The following is a 25,868-nucleotide window of genomic DNA, read 5'->3' on the forward strand; positions in this document are numbered from 1 at the left end:
TGGCGGGGAACTAGGGAGGTCACCGACGTCTCCGGCGTCCGGGCATCGAGGGGGCCTGCTCCCCGCGTCGCGGCGTGGGCGTCGGGCTCGGGGATGGCGTTCAAGACGGCTACCTCGTGGGGTGGTTCCTGATCGTGCGGTCGGGGTCTGCGCGCGGTGAGCTTGCGGCTTGGCGCGCGGGTAGGAGCGCGAAGTCCCGCGGTGGGGTCGCTCATGCGTGAAGTCGCGCGCTGTCGACGCTCACTCGCGGGTACGGCGCTGCTGCCGCACGACCTGACGGCACCGAGCCGCGGCCCGGACGGCGTCGGCCAGACGGTCCAGTACGGCGGCCGCCTGTTCGTCGGAGATCGTCAGGGGCGGCAGCAGCCGTACGACGCTCGTGTGACGGCCGCCGAGTCCGACGATGAGGCCGCGCCGCAGGCACTCCCGCTGGACATCGGCGGCCAGGTCGGGGGCGGCGGGATGCGGGCGGCGCACGCTGTCCGTCATCACCGGCGGACCCCCGTCACCGTCTCCCGCGGCCCCGGTCACTCGCCCCGCTCCCGGCTCCGTCTCCGGATCCACCAGCTCGACGCCGATCATCAGCCCCCGCCCCCGCACTTCGCCCACGCACGGGAACTCCCCGGCTAGCTCCTGAAGTTGGTCGAGCATCCGCGCGCCGAGTGTCGCCGCGCGTTCGGCGAGACGGTTCTTCCGGACGTGGGCGAGGGTCGCCGTGCCGGCGGCCATGGCGAGCTGGTTGCCGCGGAAGGAACCGGCGTGGGCACCGGGTTCCCAGGCGTCGAGGTCGTCGCGGTAGACGACGACGGCCAGCGGCAGGCTGCCCCCGATGGCCTTGGAGAGGACCATCACATCGGGGGTCACGCCGCTGTGCTCCACGGCCCAGAAGGCGCCGGTCCGTCCGACGCCCGTCTCGATCTCGTCGGCGATCAGCGGGACGGACCGGTCGGCCGTGAGCTGCCGCATGCGCCGCAGCCAGGCGTCCGGTGCGGGGACCACCCCGCCCTCGCCCGGGACGGGCTCGACGATCACCCCGGCGGGATGCGGCCCGCCGGAGCCGGGGTCGTCGAGCACGGATTCGGTCCAGCGGGCGGCGAGGTCGGCCCCGCGTTCGCCCCCGACACCGAACGGGCAGCGGTAGTCCTGCGGGTAGGGCAGGCGGACGACCTGGTCGAGGACACCGGCGGATGCCTCAAGCGGCCCGGGGTCCCTTGCGTGGCTAGCGCCGGTGAACGCGATGAGGCCGGTCCGCCCGGTCGCCGCGCGTACGAGTTCGCAGGCGGTCTCCATGGCGTCGCTGCCCGCCGGTCCGCAGAACCGTACGCGTGCCCGATCGGCGAGCCCTGGCGGCAGGGTGTGGAACAGCTCGGTGATGAAGGCGTCCTTGACGGGCGTGGCCAGGTCGAGGACGTTCAGGGGCGCACCGGAGTCGAGGACCTTGCGGATGGCGTCCAGCACGACCGGGTGGTTGTGCCCGAGCGCGAGTGTGCCGGCGCCCGAGAGGCAGTCCAGGTAGCGGCGGCCGTCCGCGCCCTCGATCGTGAGCCCCCGCGCCCGTACCGGAACGATCGGCAGGGCCCGGGCGTAGGTCCGGGCCGCGGACTCACGCGCGGACTGGCGGCGCAGGATTCCCTCGTGCGCGGATCGCGCACCGGGTGCGGTGCCGTCGACGGCATCGTCGGGAAGGGTCTTCACCGGCATACGCCCCACAGCGGCCTCCTCCGACGCGTGTCCCCCCTGGGTGGATTCCGCCACGACTTCCCTGACCTCCCACTGGGCACGGGCACACAGGGCCGCGTGCAGACAGCAGGACCCCCACCGCTACCAACCCCGGACTGCTCACGCGGTTACGGGTTGCCTCAAGATCCTTGCCGGGGCATGTCCTGGGCGGGGTCCCGCTGCGACCCGAGGTGGCCGACGGGGCGTCTCACCTTCCGAGGAGGTCGTGGAGCTCCGCGGCCTGTGCCGCACCGAGGTCGGTGTACTCCGCCAAGGCCTGTTCCAGGTCCTCCCTGGCCGCCGGCTCCGCTCCTTGCAGCGGGCGGAGTTTGCCGCGTGCCATCAGGGCCCGGGCTGCACCCGGTCTCGCGTGGGCGGGCCAGGCGTGGCCGTTGCGGTCCGACGCTGTCCAGCCGCGGGCGATGGCCGGCCGAGGGGCAGGCCGGCCAGGGCGGCGGCGACCTCGCCGGTGACGTGGCGGCCCGGGTGGAGGGCCATCCTGCGGAGGACCAAGTGGTCCGCCGGGTCGAGTTCCTGGATCGTCGAGCGCATCGCCTCCAGCCCTTGGTCCTGGTCGGGTGGGTGCGGCTCGGTGCGCAGGGCGGACGGAGTCCGGTCGGCGACGATCCGGTCCGCGATGTGCCGGATGGTCAGCGGCAGCCGGTGGGTGGCCACGGCGTCGTTCGCGGTGTCGTCGACCGTGAACGAGCCCCGGCGCAGGATGTCGCCGGCCGTCGCACGGGCGGCGCTCTCGCGGAGGGCGTCCATCTCGACGTGCACGTCCGCGTCGAGCCGGGCAGCATGCGCCGGGCTGGTGATGATGACCATCCAAGGCGTGTTTCGGAAGTTGAAGTAGCGGAGCTGTTCGAGCCTGACGCGGGTTCAGGCGGGTTCGGCGAGAAGGGCGATCACCGCGTTGAGGACCATTCCGATGCCGATTCCCCCGACGGTCCAGCCGAGCGCCTTGGCGCTGTTGCGGGTGAACCAGTCGTTGATCCGCTGCAGCACCGGCTCGGCCCGGTCGTGCGCGGCGATCCGGACGGCGCCGAGGAGGACCGCCGGGAGGATCATCACGACGCAATAGCCGGCCAGCGCCCCGCCGATGACCTGCCAGGTCAGATCGGCGTTCGCGAGTAAGCCCACGGCCGCCAGGTAGGGCACCATCGTGACGACCTCCAGCGCCGTGGCCACCAACGCGAGGCTCATCAGGCCGCGCACCCCTCCGCCCCGCGTGTCCCGGCGGTCCAGGCCTTGGCCGTCCGGCACGGCACCCGACATCGCCGCCGTCCGCCAGCGCTGCAGCCGGCCCGGCTTGCCTGCCCGGCTGAGGGCGCGGGCCTCCAGCCGGTAGCTCAAGGCGATGACGATCAAACCGAGGACGAGCTGTGCGATCCGAAGGTGCGTCGGGGCAACGTCGGCGAAGGCCGCCCGAACGGCCTCCAGCACCGCATCGGCCCCCAGCACCAGGAGCACGCCGACGCAGAAGTAGAACGTCGCGACCGTAGCCAGGTAGACGGCGATCCGGCCGGCGCGCACCCGCCCCGGGGTGAGCAACAGCCAGATCGGGATCAGCAGGGTGCCGAAGCTTGTGCTGTCCAGCAGCCCCAGCCCGGCCAGCGCCAGCACCAGCGTGGCGCTCATCAGTCGAACAGCCGGTCGACGTAGGCGTCCAGCGCGGCGCTGAGGCGGGACGCGCCGAACCCGTTACCGGTCGCCGCGTGGTGCAGGCACAGCCCGTCCACGAACGCGACCAGTGCCGCCGCCTCCGCCTCGGTGTCGACGTCCGCGGCGAGTTCGCCGGCCCGTTGAGCGCCCCGGAGTGCCTCCTCGACGCCCCGCAGGAGCCGCTCGGTAGCGTCCCGGTGGATCGCAGCCATGTCGGCGTCGGTCAGCGACGCCTGCACGAAGCTCAGCCAGACCCGCAGCTCGGCGCGCCGCTCGGCCGTCAGCGGCAGGAACGTCTCCATCAACCGCACGACGAACTCACGGATCGGCGGCTCGACCGGGATGGCGGCGATGCGCTCCTCGGCGCGCCGGTAGACATACTCGATGCCGAACCTCAGCAGCTCGTCCTTCGAGCGGAAATAGCGCTGGACGAGCCCTACGGAGACACCCGCCGTGCGCGCCACGTCAGCGAGGGTGGTCCGCGCCAGTCCCCGCTCGGCGACCACGCTCATCAGCGCGGAGGCGACCTGGCTGCGTCTTGTGTCAGCGTCGGCGTGCTGCGTCATAAAAAAATAGTACCGCAATATTATATTGGCCATGCGTCACAGCCGCTCGTGATGACGGCGACGAAGGTGGATGCCGCACTCGACCGCGTGACGCCCGCGGTAGTCGACCGGGGCGAATGCCGGTAGCCGACCGCCCCGGGGGGCCTTGCTTCCTGAGGTTGCGAGCTTGGTCGGCTCTTCTGAAGGTCACCACGCCGCCGGACCAGCCGCGTGCTGAGATCGGCCCGGCACTGGAGGTCGAAGAGGATCCGGTGCCAGGTGCCATCCCGCTGCCACCGGCGGAGCAAGTCGTGGATCCGAGTCGCCGGAGCCGCCCCGACCGTGACCAGGTCGGATCCCGTACGGGTTGCCTCAAGATCCTTTCCGTGACGGAACTGTTGCGGTTCCGTCGGGCCTCCCCCACAGCCACCCCATAGGGTGTGGTGCCGTTCCCGGACGCGGTGAGTCGGCCCGAAGTCCCCGTGCAGCGGTGGAAAACGGCGGCCGAAGCACCGGTTTCGTCCATGTTCGTCAATATCAGGGGGAGTCAGATCATGCGATCCACACGGCCGTCGTCCACCACCAGCCGAGGGGGGAGTGCGCGCCGCAGGATCTCCCCCGTACTGGCCGCCGTGGCGCTCGCCTCGGCGCTCGCGCTGACCGCCACCGGCTGCGAGTCGGGGGACGCCGCGGCGGGCGGGGAGGCCTCCGCGTCCGCCACCGCCACCGCCTCCGACGACGGCAAGCTCAGGATCCCGGACGACAACAGGGACCGGCTCCGTGAGCACGGGATCGACATCGACAAGTGGAAGAACGGCGCCTGGAAGAACTGGGACCGCGACGACTGGCTGCGCGAGGCCCACGAGTACGTCAACCCCATCATCGAGGGGCTCTGGAACCCGGACCGCATGCGCGAGGCCGAGGAGCCCGACCAGGGCGTCGACGACAGCGACCTCTCGGGTGACCAGGGCGTCACCGACCCCACGCCCGAGCCGGTCGAGGCGCGGGCGGTGCCGCCGTCGTACCACGCCGCCGTGCCCACGGCCGGGAAGGTGTTCTTCGACTCCCCCAAGGGCTCGGCCGTCTGCTCGGCGACGGTGGTGAAGGACCCGGCCCACCCGGGCAAGTCCAACCTGGTGTGGACGGCGGGCCACTGCGTGCACGCGGGCAAGAAGGGCGGCTGGTACCGCAACATCGCGTTCGTGCCGTCGTACAACGACGACGGCAAGTCGGTCGCGGAGCTGGAGAACGCCACCCGTGAGGACGTCGCGCCCTACGGCGTCTGGTGGGGTGACTGGGCGCAGACCTCCGACCAGTGGATCGAGCAGGGCGGCTCGACGGGCGGGGACGGCGCCCCCTACGACTTCGCGGTCATCCACGTGACGCCGGAGAAGGGCAGCGGCGGCAAGTCGCTGGAGGAGACGGTCGGTTCGGCGCTGCCGGTGGACTTCGACTCGCCCGCCGTGCCGAAGGTCGACAGTGTCACGGCGATCGGCTACCCGGCCGCGCCGCCGTACGACGGGCAGAAGCTGTACCGGTGCCAGGACCGGCCCGGCCGGCTCTCGGTCACCGCGTCGGATCCGACGATGTACCGCATCGGCTGCAGCATGACCGGCGGTTCGTCCGGCGGCGGCTGGGTCGCGGCCGGCGCGGACGGCAAGCCGGCGCTGGTGTCCAACACCTCGATCGGCCCGGTGACGTCGGGTTGGCTGGCCGGCCCGCGGCTGGGCGAGGCGGCGAAGGGCGTGTACGACTCGGTGAGCGAGAAGTTCGCGGGCCGGTGAGCGCCGGCTCAACGCCCCGGCGGGCCGGTGAGCCCCTGCTGAACCCCTCGGCGGTCCGGTGAGCGCGCCGGCCTGAACATCTCGCGGTGGGGTGGCGCCCGGCGCATCGGCAACGCGCCGGGCGCCACCCCCCTGGGAACGCGCCCGACGCCCCACCCGACATGACCCCGGCGCCTGCCACCGGCCTCACGCCCGCCCCCCTCCGTACGCGCCCGGCACCCCACCGACCACCCCCCGGCGCCCCCCCGGGCTCACGGAAACCTTCACCACGCCACCCCGGTACGCCCTCAACTCCACGGGCATAGTGGGGTGTCGCGCCGGGCCCGAGGGCTTCGGCGGCAGGCGCGTGACATGCGCACGCAGCACCACATCTCGTACGCACCAACGGGGGTCATCGCACCATGCGTTCCACACGTACGCCCGCGGCACCGAGGCGCGGGCGGCGTTCCGCGCTCGCCGCGGCCGGGCTCGTCGCCGCCCTGGCGCTCACCGCCACCGCCTGTGGCGGTTCGGCGGACCCGGCGAGCGACAAGCCCGACGCCACCGCCTCCCCGGCCTCCCCAGCCGCCGCGGACGGCGGCGGCAAGGTACGGCTCCCGGCCGACCTCGCGGGCAAGCTCAAGGAGCACGGCATCGACGTCGACCGGTGGAAGGACGGCGGCTGGAAGGACTGGGACAAGGACAAGTGGCTCAGTGAGGCCAAGGACTTCGTCAACCCGGTGATCGAGGGCCTCTGGAAGCCGGACCGGATGCGGTCCGCCCAGGAGGCGAACAAGACGGTCACGACGAAGGACGCGTCGGCCGGCCAGGGCGTCAGCGACCCGGACCCGGCACCCGTCCGGGCACAGGCCGAGAAGACCCCGTACCACCGCAACGCGGCGCCGGTCGGGAAGGTCTTCTTCGACTCTCCCGACGGCCCGGCGGTCTGCTCGGGCACGGTGATCAAGGATGTCAACCGCCCGGGCAAGTCCAACCTGGTCTGGACGGCGGGCCACTGCGTGCACGCCGGCGGCAACGGCGGCTGGTACCGCAACATCGTGTTCGTCCCGGCCTACAACGACCTCGGCAAGTCCGAGGCCGAGCTGAGCAACGCGAACCCGGCCGAGATCGCCCCGTACGGCAACTGGTGGGCGGACTGGGCGTCGACCTCGAACCAGTGGATCCAGGGCGGCTCGGAGACCGGCGGGGACGGCGCCGCCTACGACTACGCCGTGCTGCACGTGAAGCCCGAGCAGGGGGCGAAGTCCCTGGAGGAGACGGTCGGCGCCGCCCTGGACGTGGACTTCTCCGCCCCGTCCGCCGCCGAGGCCGCCGAGATGGGCGCCTGGGGCTACCCGGCCGCGCCGCCCTACAACGGCCTGGAAATGTTCAAGTGCGTCGACGTCCCCGGCCGGTTCTCGCTCTCCCCGGCCCTGCCGACGATGTACCGCATCGGCTGCACGATGACCGGCGGTTCGTCCGGCGGCGGCTGGTTCCGGGTGCTGAACGGCAAGTCCGTGCTGGTCTCCAACACCTCGATCGGCCCGGCCGACAACAGCTGGCTGGCGGGCCCGCAACTGGGCCGGGGCGCCGAGGCGCTCTACCAGAACATGAGCAAGACGTACGGCGGCCGCTGACCGGCGCGCACGAAGAAGGCCCGTCCCCGATCGACTCGGGGACGGGCCTTTTCGGTCGGCCGGTCGGGCCGGCGGGCGTCAGGCCGGTCAGGCCAGCGGCGCCGGGACGTACGGCGTGAGCTCCGCCGCCAGTTCCTCGTGGACCCGCACCTTGAGCAGGGTGCCCTCCGGGGTGTGCTCCTCGGAGATCACGTCGCCCTCGTCGTGGGCACGGGCGACCAGCTTGCCGTGCGTGTACGGCACGAGCGCCTCGATCTCGACCGAGGGGCGGGGCAGCTCGTCGTCGATGAGAGCGAGCAGCTGGTCGATGTTCCGGCCGGTGCGGGCCGAGACGGCGATGGAGCGCTTCTCGACGCGCAGCAGCCGCTGGAGCGTCAGCGGGTCGGCCGCGTCCGCCTTGTTGATCACGACGATCTCGGGTACGTCGGTGGCGCCGACGTCCCTGATCACCTCGCGCACGGCGGCCAGCTGCTCCTCCGGGTTCGGGTGCGAACCGTCCACCACGTGCAGGATCAGGTCGGAGTCGCCGACCTCCTCCATCGTGGAGCGGAACGCCTCGACCAGGTGGTGCGGCAGGTGGCGTACGAAACCGACCGTGTCGGCCAGTGTGTACAGCCGTCCGCTCGGGGTCTCGGCCCGGCGCACGGTCGGGTCGAGGGTCGCGAACAGGGCGTTCTCGACCAGTACTCCCGCGCCCGTGAGGCGGTTGAGCAGCGAGGACTTGCCCGCGTTGGTGTAGCCCGCGATGGCCACGGACGGCACCTTGTGGCGCTTGCGCTCCTGGCGCTTGATCTCGCGGCCGGTCTTCATCTCCGCGATCTCCCGGCGCATCTTCGCCATCTTCTCGCGGATCCGCCGCCGGTCCGTCTCGATCTTGGTCTCACCGGGACCACGGGTGGCGAGGCCGCCGCCCTTGCCGCCGCCCATCTGCCGGGACAGCGACTGACCCCAGCCGCGGAGCCTCGGCAGCATGTACTGCATCTGCGCGAGCGCGACCTGCGCCTTGCCCTCTCGGGACTTGGCGTGCTGGGCGAAGATGTCCAGGATCAGGGCCGTACGGTCGATGACCTTGACCTTGACGACGTCTTCGAGGTGGATGAGCTGGCCCGGGCTGAGCTCACCGTCGCAGATGACGGTGTCCGCGCCCGTCTCGAGGACGACGTCGCGCAGCTCCTCGGCCTTGCCGGAGCCGATGTAGGTGGCCGCGTCGGGCTTGTCGCGGCGCTGGATCACACCGTCGAGCACCAGCGCGCCCGCCGTCTCCGCGAGGGCGGCGAGCTCCGCGAGGGAGTTCTCCGCGTCCTGCACGGTTCCCGTGGTCCAGACGCCGACGAGGACGACCCGCTCCAGGCGGAGCTGGCGGTACTCGACCTCGGTGACGTCCTCGAGCTCGGTGGAGAGGCCCGCCACGCGGCGCAGAGCCGCGCGGTCGGAGCGGTCGAACTGGTCGCCGTCCCGCTCTCCGTCGATCTCGTGGCTCCAGGCGACGTCCTCTTCCATCAGGGCATCGGCCCGAAGACCCTCGGGGTGGCTGTGCGCGAAGCGCTTGGTGTCCTGGGAAGGGGAAGAAGAGGAGGTCATTGGATCCTTACGTAGCTGGGAAACCGTTGGGGGTGACGGAGAGCTCGGAGCTGTTCCGTCACAGTCGACAACGCACGAGCGGGCCGGGAGATTCCCGGCTCTCGGTGCCGCGCCGACCTGAAGATGGTCGCACGGCACGGGGCGTCTCGTCACTGGGTTATCGAGCCGCTGCTCCCGCGGACGCCGTTGTCCTCTCAGCCGCGGCTGCTCTCTCAGGCGCGGCTGCCCTGTCAGGGGCGGCCGGCTTCGTCGCCCCGGTCCGTTCCACGGGCGCGGCCGGCTTCGCGGGCGTCTCCGGCTTCCACTCCGGGTGCCCCGGCATCGGCGGGGTCCGCTCGCCGTACAGCCAGCCCTGGAAGAAGGCGTCCAGGTCGCGCCCGGAGATCTCGGCGGCGAGCCGGACGAAGTCCTCGGTTGTGGCGTTGTCGTCCTGGTGGCGGCCGACCCAGGCGCGTTGCAGGGCTTCGAAGGCCGGGCGGCCGATCTCCTGGCGCAGGGCGTACAGGACGAGCGCGGCGCCGTCGTAGACGTTGGGCCGGAAGATGCCGGTCTTGCGGCCGGGCTCGGGTGCCTTGGGGGCGGCGGGCGGTCCCCCGGCGGCGCGCCAGCGGTCGGAGGCGCCGTACGCGGCCTTCATGCGGTCCCGCAGCGGCTTGCCGGCCTGCTCCTCGGCGTACAGCGCCTCGTACCAGGTGGCGTGGCCCTCGCTGAGCCACAGGTCGGACCAGGTGCGGGGGGTGACGCTGTCGCCGAACCACTGGTGGGCCAGCTCGTGGACCATGATCGATTCGACGTACCAGGCGGGGTAGGCGGGCTCGGTGAAGAGCTCGCGTTCGAAGAGGGAGAGCGTCTGGGTCTCCAGTTCGAAGCCGGTGGAGACGTCGGCCATGAGCAGGCCGTACGTCTCGAAGGGGTAGCGGCCGACCTTGCTCTCCATCCAGGCGAGCTGGCCGGGGGTCTTCTCCAGCCAGGGTTCGAGGGCCTTGCGGTACCGGGTCGGTACGACGTCCCGTACGGGCAGGGCGTGCGGGCCGGTGCGGTGCAGGACCGTGGAGCGGCCGATGGAGACCTGGGCGAGTTCGGTGGCCATGGGGTGCTGCGTGCGGTACGTCCAGGTGGTCGCGCCGCCGGACCGGTCGACTCCGGCGGACAGGCCGTTGGCGACGGCGGTGTGGCCGTCGGGCGCGGTGACCCGGATGGTGAACATCGCCTTGTCGGAGGGGTGGTCGTTGCAGGGGAACACCAGGTGCGCGGCGTCGGCCTGGTTCGCCATGGCGAGGCCGTCCGCGGTGCGCACCCAGCCGCCCTCGCGGCCCTTGGCCGGGACGGGGTCACTGGTGTGCCGCACGGTGATCCGCATCCAGGTGCCGTCCGACACGGAGTCCTCGGGCGTGATCACCAGGTCCTCGCCGGCGGTGCGGTACGCGGCGGGCTCGCCGTCGACCTCGATCGAGTGGACCGTGCCGTGGGCGAAGTCCAGGTTGATCCGGTCCAGGTCGGCGGTGGTCCAGGCGTCGATGGTGGTGACGGCGCGCAGCGGCTCGCTGTTGTTGCCGGGGTACGTGAAGGAGAGGTCGTACGACGCGACGTCGTAGCCGGGGTTGCCGAGGTGCGGGTAGAGGCGGTCGCCGACGCCGAGGGGGACGGCGGGCGCGCTCGCGGCGAGGAGGCAGACGGAGACGGCCGAGGCGAGCAGGGCGGCGGCCGTCCGGCGCCGATGGGTGGGGACGGCGGCCGTCCGACGCGGATGGGTGGGAGAGGCGGCTGTCCGGCGCCGATGGGTGGGGGTGGCGGCCTGGCTGTGGGGGGTCGGGAGCATGCCCCACGGCTACCAGCGCGCGCGTGCGCGGCACGGACGACGCGCGCCCGGCCCACCCGAACCGGGGACCGGGGCCTGCGCCGCCTGCCGCCTCAGCCGCCCTGCGGCTGCGGCTGTGCCCGGCTCACGTCGTACACCCCCGCCACATTGCGCATGGCGCGCATGAGGGCGGGCAGCCGGGCCGCGTCCGGGAGCTCCACGGTGTACGTGTGGCGCACCTGCTGCTGGGTCGGGGGCTCAACGGTCGCGGAGACGATCTCGGCGCCTTCGAGGGCCATGGCCTCGGTGAGGTCCGCGAGCAGATGGGGACGGACGAACGATTCGGCGACGAGCGTGACCCGGCACTCGGTGGCCTCCCCCCAGCGCACGCCGACCTCCGCACGCCCCCCGTCCCGCATGCGCGCCACCGCGGCGCACTCGGCACGGTGCACGGTGACCGCTCCCCCGCGTACGGCGAAGCCCGCGATCTCGTCGGGCGGTACGGGAGTGCAGCAGCGGGCGAGCCGGACGGCCGCGCCGGGCCGGTCCGTGAGGACGCTGCCCGCGGCGGGCCGGGCGGCGGGCTGCTCGGCGGCCGCGTCCGGGTCGGGTACGCCGGCGCCCGGCCGGTGAGCGGCCCGGTCCTGGGCGTTCTGCGCGTCGGTCCGCTGGGCCTCGGCCTGTGCCGGGTGGGCGGCGAGCCACCGCTGGATGGCGATCCGGGCCGCGGGCGTGTGGGCGTGCTCCAGCCATTCCCGGGAGGGCTCGGAGGCCGGGTCCTGGCCCATGAGGAGCTGGACGGTGTCGCCGTCCCTCAGGACCGTGCTCAGGGTCGCCAGGCGGCCGTTGACGCGGGCGCCGATGCACGCGTGCGCGTCCTCGCCGTACTGCGCGTACGCGGCGTCCACACAGGTCGCCCCCTCGGGCAGGCCGAGCGTGCCGCCGTCGGGCCGGAACACCGTGATCTCGCGGTCCTGGGCGAGGTCCTCGCGCAGGGTCGACCAGAAGTGGTCGGGGTCGGGTGCCGCTTCCTGCCAGTCGAGGAGCCGGGAGAGCCAGCCGGGGCGGGTGGGGTCGACGCGCTCGCCGTCGGCCGGGTCGTCGGGGGCGGGGGCGTACGGGTTGCCAAGGGCGACGACGCCGGCCTCGGCGACCTTGTGCATCTGGTGCGTGCGGATGAGGACTTCGACGACCTGGCCGTCCTCACGGGCGACGGCGGTGTGCAGCGACTGGTAGAGGTTGAACTTGGGGACGGCGATGAAGTCCTTGAACTCCGAGACCACGGGCGTCATGCAGGTGTGGAGTTCGCCCAGGACGCCGTAGCAGTCGGCGTCCTCGTTGACCAGGACCAGCAGGCGGCCGAAGTCGGAGCCGCGGAGCCGGCCGCGTTTGCGCGAGACCCGGTGCACGGAGACGAAGTGGCGGGGCCGGATGAGGACTTCGGCCGGGATGTCCGCCTCGCGCAGGACGGTGCGCATCTCGTCGGCGACCTCGGCGAGCGGGTCGTCCGAGCGGGCGGCGTTGCGGACGATCAGCTCCCTGGTGTGCGCGTACTCCTCGGGGTGCAGGATCGCGAAGACCAGGTCTTCCAGTTCCGTCTTGAGCGCCTGGACGCCGAGCCGCTCGGCGAGCGGGATGAGCACGTCACGTGTCACCTTCGCGATGCGCTCCTGTTTCTCGGGGCGCATGACACCGAGGGTGCGCATGTTGTGCAGCCGGTCGGCGAGTTTGATCGACATGACGCGGACGTCGTTGCCGGTGGCGACGAGCATCTTGCGGAAGGTCTCGGGCTCGGCGGCGGCGCCGTAGTCGACCTTCTCGAGTTTGGTGACGCCGTCGACGAGGTAGCGGACCTCCTCGCCGAACTGGTCGCGGACCTGGTCGAGCGTCACGTCCGTGTCCTCGACGGTGTCGTGGAGCAGGGACGCGGTCAACGTCGTGGTCTCGGCGCCGAGTTCGGCGAGGATGAGCGTCACGGCGAGCGGGTGCGTGATGTACGGCTCGCCGCTCTTGCGCATCTGGCCGCGGTGCGAGGACTCGGCCAGGACGTAGGCGCGGCGCAGGGGCTCGAGGTCAGCGTCGGGGTGGTGCGCGCGGTGCGCGTCGACGACGTGGCTGATGGCGTCGGGCAGCCGGCCGCGGGCGGCGGGGCCGAGCAGCGCGGCTCTGCCGAGGCGGCGCAGGTCGATCCGGGGGCGGGCCTTTCTGCGCGGGGCTGTCGGCGTCACCGGTCCCGACACCGCGCCCGGCATCGGGCCTGGGGTCACGGAATTCGTGGCCTCCGCACTCATGGGCACCTCCGGCTGCGTCAACCGGCGGACGGGGTGCCCCAGGGCGGACACGGCTCAGGGGGCGGCTTCGGTCCCCCGTCCGGGCCGGTGCTTGATGCTATCGAGCCCACCACGCCCGGCTGACCGCCTCTCGCCGAGCGTGAAACTGATCACCCATTCGAGGGACGAATGTGAGGTTTGTACCCCCACATCTGTGGACCCTGCGGCTCTCTTCCCGCCAAGTGGCCGATTATCAACGGCCGTTTCGCGCCGAGCGGCCGGAGACGTGGCGCTGCTTCAGGCCGGTTGCGTCCTGCTCATGCGGCTGCGGCGGCCGTCAGCCAGTCCGCGTCGATCTCGCCCTCGGCCACGATCACGGCCGGGCCTGTCATCTCGATCTCGCCGTCGGGGCGCTCGGTGATCACCAGGGTGCCGCCGGGGACGTCCACGGTGTACGTCGCCGGGGCGCCGGTGACCGCCGGGTCGGCGCCGTCGCGGCGGGCGGTGGCCACGGCGACCGCGCACGCGCCCGTGCCGCACGAGCGGGTCTCGCCGGCGCCGCGCTCGTGCACGCGCAGCGCGACGTGCCGGGGGCCGCGGTCGACCACGAACTCGACGTTCACGCCGTCCGGGTAGGCGGTGGCCGGGCTGAAGGGCGGCGGGGAGAGCAGGTCGCCGGCGTGGGACAGGTCGTCGACGAAGGCCACCGCGTGCGGGTTGCCCATGTTGACGTTGCGCGCGGGCCAGCTGCGCTCGCCGACGCTCACCGTGACGTCGCCCGCCGGGAGCAGCGCCCTGCCCATGCCGACGGTGACGTCACCGTCCTTGGCGATGTGGACGGTCTTCACGCCCCCGCGCGTGGCGACCGCGAGGTCCCCCTCGGTCACGTGCCCGGCGCGCTGGAGGTAGCACGCGAACACGCGCACGCCGTTGCCGCACATCTCGGCGATCGAGCCGTCGCCGTTGCGGTAGTCCATGAACCACTCCGCCTCGGCCGCCAGGTGCCGGGCCTCGGGGTGCGCGGCGGACCGCACGACGTGCAGCAGGCCGTCGCCGCCGATGCCCGCGCGGCGGTCGCACAGGGCGGCGACGGCGGCCGGGGGCAGGTCGATGACGTTCTCGGGGTCCGGGACGATCACGAAGTCGTTCTCGGTGCCGTGGCCCTTGAGGAAGGCGATCCGCGTGCTCATGCCTTCGATCGTACGGGGCGCTGCGCGAGCAGGGCCGGGAGAGGGTGCCAGGGGTGTCCGGCCGTGCATACGTGCGGGCTCTCTCTGCGGCTTGTCGCGCCCACGCGGCGGAGCCGCACATCGACACAGCCCCGCGCCCCCTACGGGGGGCGCTTTCAGCGGAGCCGGGCCACCCGCCACACGGCCAGGGCGACCACTGCCGTCACCATCACGGCGTACGCGAGGACGACGCGCCAGTCCGGTCTGCGGCCGGAGCCCTTGGCCGGCAGACCCGGCCAGGTGTAGCCGACGCGGCGGGCCGCCATCATGCCCCAGCCGGCCGCGCAGGAGCAGATCAGCAGGCCGAGCATGGCGATGACGGCCCCGCTGTCGCCGAAGTCGAAGGCGAGCGGGAACGCGAACATCAGGGAGCCGAGCGCCGCCAGGCTCACGATGGGCGCGAGCTGCCAGATGCGCAGCCGGCGCTGCGGGCGCAGCTCGACCTCGACCTCGCCCGCGAACATCTCGTCGGGCTCGGGGCCGTCGTCCGTCACACTCGGCGTCTCGTCGGGCCCGTCGGAGCTGAGACGGTCCGTCTCCTGCTCCGGTCCGTCCTCGTGCTCCGGCACATCCCGCTCGGCGGTGATGTGATCGGTGCCTTGTGCGGTGTCGCGAGGGCCGGCCTCCATCGCCACGCGCCCTCCCAACTAGGACTCAACTCGGTCGATCGAAGCTCGATGATGGCACGCCGCCGAAGGACCGGATGACGGCCTGGGCGTCCCGATGCCATGACGTGATCAGGCTGTAACCGGTCGTTCGACCAAAGACAGCGCGAGCTGCGGAAGTTCCGTGAGGTCGGCCGCGGCCCCACTCAACCAGTGCACCCGCGGATCCCGCCTGAACCATGAATCCTGACGGCGCGCGAAGCGCTTGGTGGCACGTACGGTCTCGGCCCGCGCTTCGTCGAGAGTGCACTCCCCGGCGAGCGCCGCGAGCACCTGCTGGTAGCCGAGCGCGCGCGAGGCCGTACGCCCTTCACGCAACCCCTGCGCCTCCAGTGCGCGCACTTCGTCGACGAGACCGGCGTCCCACATCCGGTCGACCCGGCGTGCGATGCGCTCGTCCAGCTCGGGACGGGCCACGTCCACGCCGATCTGGAGCGTGTCGTACACCGAGTCGTGGCCGGGGAGGTTCGCGGTGAAGGGCCTGCCGGTGATCTCGATCACCTCCAGGGCACGGACGACCCTGCGGCCGTTGCTCGGCAGGATCGCGCGAGCGGCCTCGGGGTCGGCGGCGGCCAGCCGGGCGTGCAGCGCGCCCGAGCCGCGGAGGGTGAGTTCCTCCTCCAGGCGGGCGCGGACCTCGGGGTCGGTGCCGGGGAACTCCAGGTTGTCGACGGCCCCGCGCACGTACAGTCCGGAGCCGCCGACCAGGATCGGCCAGCGGTTCTCGGCGAGCAGCGCCTCGATCCGCTCCCGGGCCAGGCGCTGGTACTCGGCGACGGACGCCGTGACGGTCACGTCCCAGATGTCCAGGAGGTGGTGCGGGACTCCGCCGCGCTCCTCGGGCGTCAGCTTGGCGGTGCCGATGTCCATCCCTCGGTAGAGCTGCATGGAGTCGGCGTTGACGACCTCGCCGCCGAGACGCTGGGCCAGGAAAACGCCCAGATCGGACTTTCCGGCCGCAGTTGGGCCGACGACGGCGATGACGCGGGGGGCGGGGGGTGCACTGCTCACCGCCCCAGTCTCGCAAACCTCCCACCCCACTCTCGAACGAGTTACGTGACGCCACGGCCCCGGGGTCGTTGCCCGTTGCGAGGTTCCTGCCGCCGGATCACAGAGGCGGTGGCCCGGGCCGCGCAAACGGACGCACCGGGCAACGCGGGATTTCGCCCGCACGAGTAACGTATGGAGTGGATATGGGCGTTTTTGCACGACTTCTCCGGCGGTCGAAGGCCACAACGGAGGCGTCGTCTGCCGCCGAGGCACAGGCCGACACGGCGAAGGCCGGGTCCGAGGCGGAGGAGGCGGCCGAGACTGCGGAGGCGAAGGGGGCTGACGGAGCCAAGGAGGCGGACAAGCCCGCCACCGAGGCCGGCGCCGAGGTCACCGAGACCGAAGGCGTCGACATCCCCAAGCAGCAGTCCTCCGACAAGGCGGCCGACAACGAGGCCGGCGAGGGCGCCCGCACCTGAGCGCCCCGCGCGAGGAAAGGTGAACCATGGGTCTCCTGGACAACGTGAAGGCCAAGCTGGGCCCGGCCAAGAGCAAGGTCTCGGACCTCGCGCAGCGGCACGAGGACAAGATCCAGCACGGTCTCGACAAGGCCGCGCAGGTCGTCGACAAGAGGACCAAGGGCAAGTACAGCGACAGGATCCAGTCGGGCACGGGCAGGGCCAAGGGCGCCATGGACCGACTCGCGCACCAGGGCGACAGCGGACGGGACGCGGGCGGCACGACGCCGCCGCCCGGCACGCGCGGCACGACGCCACCACCCGGCACGAGCGGCACCACCCCGCCGCCCGGCACCAGCGGCATGACACCGCCGCCGGACGCGCCACCGCCCGCTTCCTGAACGCACAACGGCACACTGAAGGGCACATCGGCGGACGGCCGTGGAGCAGGAGCGCTCCCGGCCGTCCGCCGTTTCCCGCGCCCGGGCGCCCGCAGGCCCGTAGGCCCGCAGTCGCGCCGCCGTCCCCACCGTCCCCGCCGGCGGCCCGTCTACGACCAGGCAGCGACGAGGTATCCCACTCCGTACGGCGCGTCCTCGTACAGCAGTGATCCGCCGAGGCCCGCGCCCTCGGCCGCGCCCGCCAGGATCTGCCAGGGGGCCCGGCCGGACACCTTCAGCTCGCGGGCGAGCCCGGGGTCCAGCGCGGTGAGCGCGGCCAGGTCCACGGCGCCCAGCGCACGCGCGATCTCCGCGTCGAAGGGCGCCGCCCGTTCGTCGAGATAGCCCGGGGCCTTGAGCGTCCGGCACGCGCTGGCGTCACCCATCACCAGCAGGGCCACCCGCTCGGCCCGTCCGGCGACGTCCCTGCCCGTCCGGACACACCGCGCGGGCGCGAGCTCGTCCCCCACGCCGAGCCCTTCTAGCGGGGCGTGCGACCACCCGGTCCGCGCCAGTAGCCAGGCGGCCACCGCCAGCGAGTACGGCAGCGGCCGTTCCGCGGTGGCGGCCTCGCCCGGCCCCAGTCGTACGTCGAGGTCGACGCCGAAGCCCCGGAACGACCCCGGAGTGCCCTGCGGGTACGGCTGGGGCCCGGAGCCGTCCACCGGCCCGACGACCACGAGCCGGTCGGGCCGGGCGGCGGCGAGCACGCCCAGCGCGTCCGTACAGGCGGCTCGCGCGGCGTCCAGCTCCGGAGCGGCGCCCGCGGCGACCTCGGGGACGAGCAGGGGCGGGCAGGGGCAGACAGCGGCGGCGACAAGCATGATCGGCAGGGTAACCCTCAGGGTCCGCCCCCACGCACGCCGATCATGACGGCGTCGCACCTCCTACGGGTGCCCGGGGAACCCGTGAGCCGTGTTCTACGGCTCACGCGGCCGCAACGGCCCACACAGCCACAGTGGCTGACGCAGCCGCGCTCAGTCGCAGCCGCAGCCGCTCGCCGCGACCGGCAGGGGCTCCGGGGCGCCGATCTTCGGCAGGCCCAGCATCACACCGGCCGGCTTGGCCTGCTCGGCCGCGTTCCGCTTCTCCCAGGCGTCGCCCGCGCGCGTGCGGCGCACGTCGAGGACGGGGCCCTCGGCGAGCAGGTGGTGCGGGGCCGCGTAGGTGATCTCGACCGTGACGACGTCGCCGGGGCGGACCTCCTGGTCCGGCTTGGTGAAGTGGACCAGGCGGTTGTCGGGGGCGCGGCCGGACAGGCGGTGGGTCGTGTCGTCCTTGCGGCCCTCGCCCTCGGCGACCATCAGCTCCAGCGTGCGGCCGACCTGCTTCTTGTTCTCCTCCCAGGAGATCTCCTCCTGGAGGGCGACGAGCCGCTCGTAGCGCTCCTGGACGACCTTCTTCGGGATCTGGCCGTCCATCTCGGCGGCCGGGGTGCCGGGCCGCTTGGAGTACTGGAAGGTGAAGGCCTGCGCGAAGCGGGCCTCACGGACCACGTGCAGCGTCTGCTCGAAGTCCTCCTCGGTCTCGCCGGGGAAGCCCACGATGATGTCCGTGCTGATCGCGGCGTGCGGGATGGCGGCGCGGACCTTCTCGATGATCCCGAGGAAGCGCTCCTGGCGGTAGGAGCGGCGCATCGCCTTCAGGACCGGGTCGGAGCCGGACTGCAGCGGCATGTGCAGCTGCGGCATCACGTTCGGCGTCTCGGCCATGGCGGCGATGACGTCGTCGGTGAAGTCGCGCGGGTGCGGAGAGGTGAAGCGGACGCGCTCCAGGCCGTCGATCTTCCCGCAGGCGCGCAGCAGCTTGCTGAAGGCCTCGCGGTCACCGATGTCCGAGCCGTACGCGTTGACGTTCTGCCCGAGCAGAGTGACCTCGGAGACGCCCTCGGCGACCAGGGCCTCGATCTCGGCGAGGATGTCGCCGGGGCGGCGGTCCTTCTCCTTGCCGCGCAGGGCCGGGACGATGCAGAACGTGCAGGTGTTGTTGCAGCCGACGGAGATCGACACCCAGGCCGCGTACGCGCTCTCGCGGCGCGTCGGCAGCGTCGAGGGGAACGCCTCCAGGGATTCGGCGATCTCGACCTGCGCCTCCTCCTGGACGCGGGCGCGCTCCAGCAGGACCGGCAGCTTGCCGATGTTGTGCGTGCCGAAGACGACGTCCACCCAGGGCGCCTTCTTCACAATCGTGTCGCGGTCCTTCTGTGCCAGGCAGCCGCCGACCGCGATCTGCATGCCGGGGCGGGCGGCCTTCTTCGGCGCGAGATGGCCGAGGTTGCCGTAGAGCTTGTTGTCGGCGTTCTCCCGCACGGCGCAGGTGTTGAAGACGACGACGTCGGCCGCGTCGGCGTCCTCGGGGGCGCGGACGTACCCCGCGTCCTCCAGCAGCCCGGCCAATCGCTCGGAGTCGTGGACGTTCATCTGGCACCCGTAGGTGCGTACCTCGTACGTGCGCGTGCCGCCCACTGACTGGCTCCGGTCGATGCTGCTCATGGGGACAAGGGTAGGCGGTCGGCGGAAGTGGCTCGGCCGCCTGTGGACAACCCGGCCCCGGAACCCCGCCCGGGGCTCAGGGCTCGATGAGTCCGGCCCTGATGGCGTACCGGGTCAGCTCCAGGCGGTCGCGCATGCCGAGCTTCTGCAGGAGGTTGGCGCGGTGGCGTTCGACCGTCTTGGCGCTGATGAAGAGGAGTTCGGCGATCTCCTTCGAGGTGTGGCCCTCGGCGACCAGCTTGAGGATCTCCTCCTCGCGCTCGGTGATGGCGCGGGCCGGCAGGCCGTCGCCCCGGCGCAGGCGCTCCAGGTAGGAGCGGACGAGGGTCCGTTCGGCGCCGGGGTAGATGAACGGCTCGTCGCGCACGGCCGCGCGGCAGGCCTCGACCAGGTCGCGGTCGGCGACGGACTTGAGGACGTAGCCGCTGGCCCCGGCCCTGAGCGCCTCGAAGAAGTACTCCTCGTTGTCGTACATCGTCAGGATCAGGATGTGCAGGCCGGGCAGTCGGCGGGACAGCTCGCGGGCTGCCTGGAGGCCGGTCATGCGGGGCATGGCCACGTCCAGGACGGCCAGGTCGACGGGGGTTTCCCGGGCCCGTGCGACGGCCTCGGCCCCGTCCCCGGCCTCGGCGACCACGGTCAGGTCCGGTTCCCCGTCGAGGATGAGGCGCACGCCCCGGCGCACGAGGGTGTGGTCGTCGGCGAGCAGGACGCGGATCGGGGTGGGGGTGGGCATCAGCGGGGTCCTTGGGGTCCTTGGGGTCCTTCGGTCACGGGGATGCGCAGCCGTACGTCGGTGCCCCGGCCCGGGGCCGGCTCCACGGTGAGGGCGGCGCCGACCAGGAGGGCGCGCTCGCGCATCCCCGTGATGCCGGCGCCCTCGGGTGCGCTGCCGAGGCCCCTGCCGTTGTCGCGTACGAGGAGTTCGACACCGCCGGGCACCGGCTGGAGCCGGAGTTCCGCTCGGTCGGCGGCGGCGTGCCGGGCGGTGTTGGTGAGGCCTTCCTGGGCCACCCGGTAGACGACGAGTTCCGATTCCGGGGTCAGGGCGGGGAGGTCGGCGGTGACGTGGTGGCGCACGGTCAGCCCATGGGTCGTGAACTCGGCGGCGAGCGAGCGCAGGGCGCTGGCCAGTCCGAGTTCCTCCAGGACTCCGGGGCGCAGCCGGCGGGCGATGCGGCGGATCTCGTCCAGTCCGGCCCGGGTGGCCTCCTGCGCCTGGCCCACGTCCTCGCGCAGGTCCTCGGGCACCCGGTCGGCGACGCGCTTGAGCTGGAGGAGGACGGCGGTCAGGGTCTGCCCGACCTCGTCGTGGAGCTCCCGGGCGATCCGGTGCCGTTCGCTCTCCTGCGCGGAGAGTGCCCGGGCGGCGCCCGCGGCCCGCTCGGCCTCCAGCCGGTCGAGCATCCTGTTGTACGTCGTGATCAGCCCGGCCGTCTCCGCCGGGCCGGCGACCACCGGGCGGGATCCCGGTCGCAGCAGGTCGGCGGTGGCCATGGCCCGGCCCAGGCGTTGCAGGGGTGCGAGGCCGAAGCGCAGCACGAGCGCGTTGCCCGCGAGCAGCAGCGCCAGGCCGCCGAGCAGGACGACCGCCTCGCCCGCCAGGACCGGGGTGGAGACGGTGACCGGGCCGAGCAGCAGCGCGGTGGCCACGACCAGTCCCGCGGCGTTGAGCGAGAAGATCCGCCAGAACAAGGACACGTTCCTGGATCCGTCCCTTCCGGCCTTCGCGTACGACATCGCCCCCTCCACCCTCTCCGGCGACCGGCCGCTGCGTATATCCGTCACGACACCCATGTCGTCACCGTACGGCCGGATGGCAGCATGCGGAGTCGACCGTTTGATGATCGACACCGGTCATCACCACACCGACAAGAAGCGCTACACACCACACGAGCTAGGGGAAAGAAACGTGTCAGCACCGCGCCTGAGGGCGACGCCGCTGCCGGGGATCGGGGTCCAGTACGACCTGGAGACCCGGGAACACCGCCATCTGTCGGTGGTGGCGCACCGCGACGGGACGCGCACGGTCAACGTGTACCGGGCCGACGATCCCGACTCCTGCGCGCAGTCGCTGCGGCTGACCAGTTCGGAGGCGGGGTCGCTGATCGACGCGCTGAAGCCGTCGCACCACAGTCCGAGCCTGCTGTACACCACGGACCTGGGGCTGGTCGCCGAGCGTGTCGAGGTGGCCGCGACCTCGCGCTGGAACGGGCGGGTGCTGGGTGACACGCGGATGCGGACGGACACGGGCGCGTCGGTCGTGGCCGTGCTGCGCCGGGCCGAGGCGATCCCGTCGCCGGCACCCGATTTCCGGCTGGCGGGTGGGGACACGCTGATCGTCGTCGGCACCCGTGAGGGCGTGGACGCGGCCGCGACGATACTCGGTCGGGAGTGAGCCGGTGCACTCCGCGGTCCTGCTGATCGAGTTCGGTTCCATCATCCTCGGCCTCGGCCTGCTCGGCCGGTTCGCCGCCCGTTTCCAGCTGTCGCCCATACCGCTGTACCTCCTGGCCGGCCTGGCGTTCGGCGAGGGCGGTCTGCTGCCGCTGGGCGCGAGCGAGGAGTTCATCGCCACGGGCGCCGAGATCGGCGTCATCCTGCTGCTGTTGATGCTGGGCCTGGAGTACACGGCGACCGACCTGGTCTCCAACCTCAAGACCCACTACCCGTCCGGTCTGGTCGACTGCGCGCTCAACGCCCTGCCGGGGGCGGCGGTGGCGCTGCTGCTCGGCTGGGGGCCGGTGGCCGCCGTCGTCCTGGCCGGTGTCACCTGGATCTCGTCGTCGGGCGTGATCGCGAAGGTGCTCGGCGATCTGGGCCGGGTCGGCAACCGGGAGACGCCGGTGATCCTCAGCGTGCTGGTGCTGGAGGACCTGGCGATGGCGGTGTACCTGCCCATCGTGACGGCGCTGGTGGCGGGGGCCGGCCTGATGGCCGGGAGCGTGACCCTGGCGATCGCGCTGGGCGCGGCGGGGCTCGTGCTGTTCCTGGCGGTGCGCTACGGCAGGGTCATCTCACGGTTCGTCTCCAGCGACGATCCGGAGAAGCTGCTGCTGGTCGTGCTGGGCCTGACGATCCTGGTCGCGGGTGTCGCGCAGCAGCTCCAGGTGTCGGCGGCGGTGGGGGCCTTCTTGGTGGGCATCGCGCTGTCGGGCGAGGTGGCGGAGGGTGCGCACACCCTGCTGAGTCCGCTGCGCGACCTGTTCGCGGCGGTCTTCTTCGTCTTCTTCGGGCTGCACACCGACCCGTCGAGCATCCCGCCCGTCCTGCTGCCGGCCCTGGGCCTGGCCGTCGTCACCGCGCTGACGAAGATCGCCACCGGCTACTGGGCCGCCCGGCGGGCCGGGATCTCCGTCAAGGGCCGCTGGCGGGCGGGGGGTGCGCTGGTCGCCCGCGGCGAGTTCTCGATCGTCATCGCGGGGCTCGCGGTCGCGGCCGGCATCGAACCGTCCCTCGGCCCCCTGGCCACGGCGTACGTCCTGATCCTGGTCGTCCTGGGGCCGCTCACCGCGCGGTACACGGAGCCGGTGGCGACCTGGTGGAGCCGACGCCGTGAGCCGGGCCGGCCGGAGCGCGCGCCCCGGGCGGCGGAAGCGGAGGCTCCGGTCGCCGAGTGAGGCAGCGGTCCTGGGCGGGCCCGGGCGGGCCGGTGGGCAGGTGAGTCATCCGCCGGCAGGCCAGATGGGTCGTCCGCCGGAACGGCCCAGGTCACTCACCCCCACCCGGCACCCACCCCTGCTTCCGCAGCACCCCCGGCACATCCGGTGCCTCGTAGTGCTCGCCCTTGAGGACCTTGCCGTCCGCGCGGCGGGAGACCGAGCCGTCGGGGCCGATCTTGGTCATGTTGGAGCGGTGGACCTCGGCGAGCACCGCGTCGAGGTCGATGCCGTGGACGAGGGCGGTGCCGTACGCGACGTAGACGACGTCCGCCAGCTCGTGCGCGAGCCGGTCCAGCGGGCCCGTCACCGACACCTCGGCGACCTCCGCGGCCTCCTCCGCGAGGAGTTCGCCGCGGTGGGCGGCGAGTTCCGGGGAGATCTCCGTCGGGGCGCTGCGGACGTCCAGGCCGAAGGCGCGGTGGAATTCACGGACCAGGTCAGCGGGCGAGGAGCTCATGACGGCGACTGTAGTGGCCGCCACTGACACCCCGTCCGCCCGGCCCGGGGGACCCGCCCTGGTCAGACCGGCCCCACGGCTGGCAGGATCTCGCGCATGTCCAGGACGCTCCCCCGTATCGGCAGGCACCGGGCCCTGCAGGGCGGTGCCGCCTCCCTCGTGGTGCTCGGGCTGCTGCTGTGGTGGCTGCGCCCCTGGGCCGAGGAGCCGCCGGCCGGGACGATCAGGTTCAGCACGGGCACGCGCGCGGGGGTCTACCACGAGTACGGCGAGCTCCTGCGCGCCGAGATCGACAGGGACATGCCGGATCTGAAGGTGCGGCTGCTGACCAGTGCCGGCTCGCAGGAGAACGTGGCGGACGTGGCGACGGGCAAGGCCGACTTCGCGATCGCCGCGGCCGACGCGGTCGCCACGTACCAGTTCGACAACGGCGCGGGCGCCGACCGGCTGCGTGGTGTCGCGCGCCTGTACGACGACTACGTCCAGCTGGTCGTGCCGCCCGACTCGGACATCCGCTCCGTCGCGGACCTGCGCGGCAAGCGCGTGGCCATAGGGCTGCCCGACTCCGGTGTGCGGCTGATCGCGAACGGCGTGCTCAAGGCGGCCGGTATCGACCCGGAGAAGGACATCGAGCCGTCCTCGGACGGCATCGACACCGGGCCGAAGCGGCTGGGGCACGGCCTCGACGCGTTCTTCTGGTCGGGCGGGCTGCCCACGGACGGGCTCAGCCGGCTGGCCAAGAAGTCGGCGTCGGCCTTCCGGTTCGTGCCGATCGACGCCTCACTCGTGGCCAAGCTGCACGACCAGGGCGGTGCCACGCGGTACTACCGCGCCACCAAGATGCCGGAGTCGGCCTACCCCACCATCCAGCGCGGCGAGCCGGTGCCCACGCTGGCGGTGTCCAACCTGCTGGTGACGCGCACCGACATGGATCCCCGGCTCACCGAGTGGCTGACCCGTACGGTGATCGACAGCCGGGACGGCATCGGCGCGACCGTCCACTCCGCCCAGCTGGTCGACGTCCGCACGGCGATCTACACCGACCCGCTCCAGCTGCACGTCGGCGCCCAGCGCTACTACCAGTCGGTCAAGCCGTAGGCCCCGACCTGGGCACGCGCAGGGTCACCCGGAGTCCGTGCGGTTCGTTGCGGTCGAAGGCGATGGAGCCGCCGCCGGCGGCGAGCAGCGCCCGGGAGATGGACAGTCCTAGGCCCGAGCCCTTGATGTTCTGGTGCCGGCCGCTGCGCCAGAAGCGGTCGCCGATGCGGGCCAGTTCCTCGTCGGTGAGGCCGGGGCCGTGGTCGGTGACGACGATGGTGGAGGTGTTGCCGTTGGAGGCGACGCCCACCTCGACGGTCTGGTCCTCGGGCGTGAACTTCACCGCGTTGTCGATGACGGCGTCCAGCGCGCTGGAGAGCGCGACCGGGTCGGCCCACGCGGTCGTGGGCGGGCAGTCGCCGACCAGCCGTACGCCCCTGGCCTCGGCGGTCGGCGCCCAGGCCGCGACGCGTTCGGCGGCGAGCTCGCCGATGTCGGTGATCTTCAGGTCGGCCTCGGTGTGCTCGGCCAGCGCCAGGTCGAGCAGGTCGTCCAGGACCTGCGCGAGGCGCTTGCCCTCGGCCTGGACCGAGGCGATCTCCTGGTTGCCCTCGGGCAGTTCGAAGGAGAGCAGCTCGATGCGGAGCAGCAGCGCCGCGAGCGGATTGCGCAGCTGGTGCGAGGCGTCGGCGACGAAGGCGCGCTGCTGCTCCAGCACGTCCTCGACGTTGTCCGCCATCTCGTTGAACGACCGGGCCAGGCGTCGCAGTTCCGGTGGCCCTCCGGCGGCGGCGACCCGGGACTTCAGCCGTCCGGTGGCGATGTCGTGGGTGGTGGCGTCCAGGACCCGCACCGGCTTGAGCACCCAGCCGGTCAGCCGCAGGGCGGCGCCGACGGCCAGCAGCATCGCGGCGAACTCGCCGGCGCCGATGACCAGCCAGCCGTGCAGCGTGCGCGAGCGCATCTGCCCGGTGGGCGAGTCGGTGACGACGACCGCGACGACGTCCCCGTCCCGGATGACCGGCGAGGCGACCACGAGGTTGCGGCGCTGCCAGGGCCACACCTGCTTCGGGTCGTGGCTGCGGCGGCTGAGCAGCGCCTCGTCGAAGGCCTCACGCACCTCGCCCTCCTCCGGCAGGGACCACCTGGCCGGGGCGTGGGCCATGGCACGGCCGCTGCGGTAGAAGACACCGGCCCGGATGCCGTAGACCTCGTGGTAGCTGTCGAGTTCGCTGCTGAGCGTCGCCAGGCGCTCGTTCTCGAACGCGCCGGCGGTCCCGTCGGGCGAGTCGGTGACGAACTGGGCGAGGGCCGCGAAACGCGCGGTGTCGTCGATACGGTCCACGACGACCTTCTGCTGCTGGGCGCCGGCCAGGCTGACGGCGAGCGGCACGCCGAGCGCGAGCAGCACGGCCGCCATCAGGACGATCAGCAGCGGGAGCAGACGAGTGCGCACCCG

23 protein-coding genes are annotated in these 25,868 nt (G+C 72.5%); 7 read left to right on the top strand and 16 right to left on the bottom strand.

Features of this window, described 5'->3' with window-relative positions; translation table 11 throughout:
- Positions 1-240: 240 nt before the first annotated feature.
- From ABZ386_RS15315 to ABZ386_RS15330, 4 genes are all read right to left on the bottom strand, one after another.
- Entirely contained in the window at positions 241-1,701 is a 1,461-nt protein-coding gene (locus ABZ386_RS15315; protein WP_351347835.1) for an aminotransferase class III-fold pyridoxal phosphate-dependent enzyme, read from the bottom strand.
- Positions 1,702-2,061: 360 nt separating this feature from the next.
- A complete protein-coding gene (locus ABZ386_RS15320) occupies positions 2,062-2,547 on the bottom strand; it encodes a hypothetical protein (RefSeq protein WP_358964884.1) in 486 nt (161 codons plus the stop codon).
- 54 nt (positions 2,548-2,601) lie between these two features.
- Complete coding sequence (locus ABZ386_RS15325; RefSeq protein WP_356615542.1) at positions 2,602-3,360, bottom strand: GAP family protein; 759 nt, start codon at positions 3,358-3,360, stop codon at positions 2,602-2,604.
- Positions 3,360-3,950, bottom strand: a complete 591-nt coding sequence (locus ABZ386_RS15330; RefSeq protein WP_351347823.1) for a TetR/AcrR family transcriptional regulator — start codon at positions 3,948-3,950, stop codon at positions 3,360-3,362. Before ABZ386_RS15330 ends, ABZ386_RS15325 begins: the two co-directional genes overlap by 1 nt.
- A 533-nt stretch (positions 3,951-4,483) precedes the next feature.
- On the opposite strand from ABZ386_RS15330, the gene ABZ386_RS15335 reads away from it, so the two are divergent.
- Together ABZ386_RS15335 and ABZ386_RS15340 are read left to right on the top strand one after the other, a co-directional pair.
- Complete coding sequence (locus tag ABZ386_RS15335) at positions 4,484-5,713, top strand: hypothetical protein (protein WP_358964885.1); 1,230 nt, start codon at positions 4,484-4,486, stop codon at positions 5,711-5,713.
- Positions 5,714-6,114: 401 nt separating this feature from the next.
- Positions 6,115-7,329: a hypothetical protein gene (locus tag ABZ386_RS15340; RefSeq protein ID WP_358964886.1), complete on the top strand. Its 1,215-nt coding sequence runs from the start codon at positions 6,115-6,117 to the stop codon at positions 7,327-7,329.
- Between the two features lie 87 nt (positions 7,330-7,416).
- Here the strand turns inward: ABZ386_RS15340 and hflX are convergent, their stop codons facing one another.
- From hflX to miaA, 6 genes are all read right to left on the bottom strand, one after another.
- Entirely contained in the window at positions 7,417-8,910 is a 1,494-nt protein-coding gene (gene hflX / locus ABZ386_RS15345) for a GTPase HflX (RefSeq protein ID WP_114255698.1), read from the bottom strand.
- Positions 8,911-9,067: 157 nt separating this feature from the next.
- Positions 9,068-10,729 carry a M1 family metallopeptidase gene (locus ABZ386_RS15350; protein WP_351348626.1) on the bottom strand — a complete coding sequence of 554 codons (1,662 nt, stop codon included), beginning with the start codon at positions 10,727-10,729 and terminating at the stop codon, positions 9,068-9,070.
- Between the two features lie 92 nt (positions 10,730-10,821).
- Entirely contained in the window at positions 10,822-12,999 is a 2,178-nt protein-coding gene (locus tag ABZ386_RS15355; protein WP_358964887.1) for an HD domain-containing protein, read from the bottom strand.
- Positions 13,000-13,295: 296 nt separating this feature from the next.
- Positions 13,296-14,168 carry a diaminopimelate epimerase gene (gene dapF, locus ABZ386_RS15360; protein WP_358964888.1) on the bottom strand — a complete coding sequence of 291 codons (873 nt, stop codon included), beginning with the start codon at positions 14,166-14,168 and terminating at the stop codon, positions 13,296-13,298.
- A gap of 155 nt (positions 14,169-14,323) precedes the next feature.
- Positions 14,324-14,836, bottom strand: a complete 513-nt coding sequence (locus ABZ386_RS15365) for a hypothetical protein (protein ID WP_198678305.1) — start codon at positions 14,834-14,836, stop codon at positions 14,324-14,326.
- Between the two features lie 108 nt (positions 14,837-14,944).
- Complete coding sequence (gene miaA / locus ABZ386_RS15370) at positions 14,945-15,883, bottom strand: tRNA (adenosine(37)-N6)-dimethylallyltransferase MiaA (protein ID WP_351348617.1); 939 nt, start codon at positions 15,881-15,883, stop codon at positions 14,945-14,947.
- A 182-nt stretch (positions 15,884-16,065) separates the two neighbouring features.
- On the opposite strand from miaA, the gene ABZ386_RS15375 reads away from it, so the two are divergent.
- Together ABZ386_RS15375 and ABZ386_RS15380 are read left to right on the top strand one after the other, a co-directional pair.
- Positions 16,066-16,341 (top strand): hypothetical protein, encoded by a 276-nt coding sequence (locus tag ABZ386_RS15375; protein ID WP_351348614.1) that lies wholly within the window; start codon positions 16,066-16,068, stop codon positions 16,339-16,341.
- 26 nt (positions 16,342-16,367) lie between these two features.
- Positions 16,368-16,721 (top strand): antitoxin, encoded by a 354-nt coding sequence (locus ABZ386_RS15380; protein WP_351348611.1) that lies wholly within the window; start codon positions 16,368-16,370, stop codon positions 16,719-16,721.
- Between the two features lie 149 nt (positions 16,722-16,870).
- Here the strand turns inward: ABZ386_RS15380 and ABZ386_RS15385 are convergent, their stop codons facing one another.
- The 4 genes from ABZ386_RS15385 to ABZ386_RS15400 all read right to left on the bottom strand — a co-directional run bounded on the left by ABZ386_RS15385 (position 16,871) and on the right by ABZ386_RS15400 (position 20,953).
- A complete protein-coding gene (locus tag ABZ386_RS15385) occupies positions 16,871-17,584 on the bottom strand; it encodes a class III extradiol dioxygenase subunit B-like domain-containing protein (protein ID WP_358964889.1) in 714 nt (237 codons plus the stop codon).
- A gap of 153 nt (positions 17,585-17,737) precedes the next feature.
- On the bottom strand, positions 17,738-19,252 hold the full coding sequence (gene miaB, locus ABZ386_RS15390; RefSeq protein WP_356500109.1) for a tRNA (N6-isopentenyl adenosine(37)-C2)-methylthiotransferase MiaB: 1,515 nt from the start codon (positions 19,250-19,252) through the stop codon (positions 17,738-17,740).
- Between the two features lie 76 nt (positions 19,253-19,328).
- The gene (locus ABZ386_RS15395) at positions 19,329-19,988 is read right to left on the bottom strand and encodes a response regulator transcription factor (RefSeq protein ID WP_114255688.1); all 660 of its coding nucleotides are present in this window, start codon (positions 19,986-19,988) and stop codon (positions 19,329-19,331) included.
- Positions 19,988-20,953 carry a sensor histidine kinase gene (locus tag ABZ386_RS15400; protein WP_355714215.1) on the bottom strand — a complete coding sequence of 322 codons (966 nt, stop codon included), beginning with the start codon at positions 20,951-20,953 and terminating at the stop codon, positions 19,988-19,990. The genes ABZ386_RS15395 and ABZ386_RS15400 overlap by 1 nt, the downstream gene beginning before the upstream one ends.
- 211 nt (positions 20,954-21,164) lie before the next feature.
- Between ABZ386_RS15400 and ABZ386_RS15405 the strand changes: the two genes are divergently transcribed.
- On the top strand, positions 21,165-21,650 hold the full coding sequence (locus ABZ386_RS15405) for a TrkA C-terminal domain-containing protein (protein WP_114255686.1): 486 nt from the start codon (positions 21,165-21,167) through the stop codon (positions 21,648-21,650).
- A 4-nt stretch (positions 21,651-21,654) separates the two neighbouring features.
- A complete protein-coding gene (locus ABZ386_RS15410) occupies positions 21,655-22,872 on the top strand; it encodes a cation:proton antiporter (protein WP_351348596.1) in 1,218 nt (405 codons plus the stop codon).
- A 91-nt stretch (positions 22,873-22,963) separates the two neighbouring features.
- On the opposite strand, the gene ABZ386_RS15415 is transcribed toward ABZ386_RS15410, so the two are convergent.
- On the bottom strand, positions 22,964-23,371 hold the full coding sequence (locus tag ABZ386_RS15415; protein ID WP_351348593.1) for a MazG nucleotide pyrophosphohydrolase domain-containing protein: 408 nt from the start codon (positions 23,369-23,371) through the stop codon (positions 22,964-22,966).
- A gap of 96 nt (positions 23,372-23,467) precedes the next feature.
- Between ABZ386_RS15415 and ABZ386_RS15420 the strand changes: the two genes are divergently transcribed.
- Positions 23,468-24,469 (top strand): TAXI family TRAP transporter solute-binding subunit, encoded by a 1,002-nt coding sequence (locus tag ABZ386_RS15420; protein WP_351348591.1) that lies wholly within the window; start codon positions 23,468-23,470, stop codon positions 24,467-24,469.
- Here ABZ386_RS15420 and ABZ386_RS15425 read toward each other — a convergent pair.
- Positions 24,459-25,865: a HAMP domain-containing sensor histidine kinase gene (locus ABZ386_RS15425; protein WP_358964890.1), complete on the bottom strand. Its 1,407-nt coding sequence runs from the start codon at positions 25,863-25,865 to the stop codon at positions 24,459-24,461. The two genes, ABZ386_RS15420 and ABZ386_RS15425, sit on opposite strands and share 11 nt — an antisense overlap.
- Positions 25,866-25,868 lie beyond the last annotated feature (3 nt).

Source organism: Streptomyces sp. NPDC006140, from assembly GCF_040628815.1.
In the GTDB taxonomy this organism is placed as follows: Bacteria; Actinomycetota; Actinomycetes; order Streptomycetales; family Streptomycetaceae; genus Streptomyces.